General features: G+C 69.6%; 3 protein-coding genes. 2 read left to right on the forward strand and 1 reads right to left on the reverse strand.

Annotation, left to right across the window (positions count from 1 at the left end):
- On the reverse strand, positions 1-865 hold an 865-nt coding region (glsA, locus tag AC5RV2_RS17660; RefSeq protein WP_494093411.1), incomplete at its 3' end, for a glutaminase A.
- 127 nt (positions 866-992) lie between these two features.
- Between glsA and AC5RV2_RS17665 the strand changes: the two genes are divergently transcribed.
- Together AC5RV2_RS17665 and AC5RV2_RS17670 are read left to right on the forward strand one after the other, a co-directional pair.
- Positions 993-1,466: a ribose-5-phosphate isomerase gene (locus AC5RV2_RS17665; RefSeq protein WP_494069174.1), complete on the forward strand. Its 474-nt coding sequence runs from the start codon at positions 993-995 to the stop codon at positions 1,464-1,466.
- A 12-nt stretch (positions 1,467-1,478) separates the two neighbouring features.
- On the forward strand, positions 1,479-1,772 hold a 294-nt coding region (locus tag AC5RV2_RS17670), incomplete at its 3' end, for a DNA-formamidopyrimidine glycosylase family protein (RefSeq protein WP_494093412.1).

A 1,772-nucleotide genomic window follows, 5' to 3' on the forward strand; every position in this document is an offset into this window, starting at 1 on the left:
CGAGGACGCTGTTGCCGTGCTGGTCGAGCCGCGGCGAAAAAACGGCGAGCCCCAGCTGGCCGGGCAGCACCGCCAGGATGCCGCCGCTGACCCCGCTCTTGGCCGGGAGGCCAATGCCCGCCACCCAGTCGCCGGCGTCGTTGTACATGCCGCAGGTCGTCATCACGCTGAGCACGTGCTCGGCGATCCGGGGTGTCAGGACCTCCTCGCGGGTGATCGGGTTGACCCCGCGGTTGGCCAGGGTGGCTGCCATGATCCCCAGGTCGCGGCAGGTGACGCTGAGGGAGTTCTGCCGGAAATACAGGTCCAGGGCGGCCTCGGTGTCGTGTTCGATCACGCCCTGGCTCTTCAGCAGGTAGGCGAGGGCCCGGTTGCGGTCGCCCGTACGGAGCGCGGACCGGTACACCGTCTGGTTCATGCCCAAGTCGCGTCCGGCGCAGGCCGAATAAATCAGGCGGAGCTGCTCGAAGGCTTCGTCACCGTAGCGGTCGGCCACCAGGGACGAGGCGGCGATGGCCCCGGCATTGATCAGCGCGTTGCGCGGCCGGCCGGTATCCGCTTCCAGGCTGATCTCGTTGTACGCGTCCCCGGAGGGCTCCACATCGATCTTCTCGCGCACGTCCTCGAAGCCGTGTCCGGCCAGCGCCATGGCATAGGTGAAGGGCTTGGAGATCGACTGGATGGAGAATTCGGACCGCGTATCGCCGGCCTCGTAGGTGCATCCGTCGGCCATCGTCATGCTCAGCGCGAGCAGATCCGGATCCTCGACCCCGAGTTCTTCCGGATCGCCGGCCAGCGACCCCTCGGTGTTGCCGGCGAGGCCGGCAAGGACGGACTCAAGGTAGTCACTGATTACTGGCTCCATAGGGGCACACTATCGACGGCGGCCGGGGCCCGACAGGGGGTGCGGCACCGGAATCCGTTCCGGCCGCACCGCTCCAGTAGGCTGGAAGCCGTTATTCGCCCTCCCGCACGCCACAGAAGGACCGTCCATGCGCGTTCACATTGCCACCGACCACGCCGGCCTGGAACTGAGCCACCACCTGATCAAGCATCTGGCCGGCCAGGGCCACGACGTCACCGACCACGGCCCCACCGCGTACGACCCGGAGGACGACTACCCCTCGTTCTGCATCCGCGCCGCGCTCGCCGTCGTCGAAGACCAGGCCGCCGGCGTGGAGTCGCTGGGCATCGTGCTCGGCGGCTCGGGCAACGGCGAGCAGATCGCGGCCAACAAGGTCAAGGGCATCCGCGCCGCGCTGGCCTGGAACCTGGACACCGCCAAGCTGGCCCGCGAACACAACGACGCCAACGTCGTCGCCGTCGGCGGCCGCCAGCACAGCGTCGAGGAAGCCACGGCCATCATCGAGGCGTTCCTGGCCGAGCCGTTCTCCAACGCCGAGCGCCACGTCCGCCGGATCGGCAAGATCGCCTCCTACGAGACCACCGGCGACATCCCGGCCTAGCGGCCGCCGGTCATGCCAGAAGGCCATTCCGTCCACCGCCTGGCCCGCCAGTTCCAGGACGTTTTCGCCGGCCGAAGCCTCGCCGTGTCCAGCCCGCAGGGCCGCTTCGCCGCCGGCGCCGCCCGGCTCGACGGGGCGCGGCTGCTGGCCGCCCGGGCACACGGCAAGCAGCTGTTCCTGGAGTTCGACAACGGCCTCGTCCTGCGCGTGCACCTGGGCCTCTACGGGGCGTGGAGCTTCGGCGGGGACGAGAGCTTCCGCGGCGCCTCCAGCATCGGGGCGCCGCGCCGGGTGGGGGAGCAGGAA

It is taken from the genome of Arthrobacter sp. Y3225116, assembly GCF_059091245.1.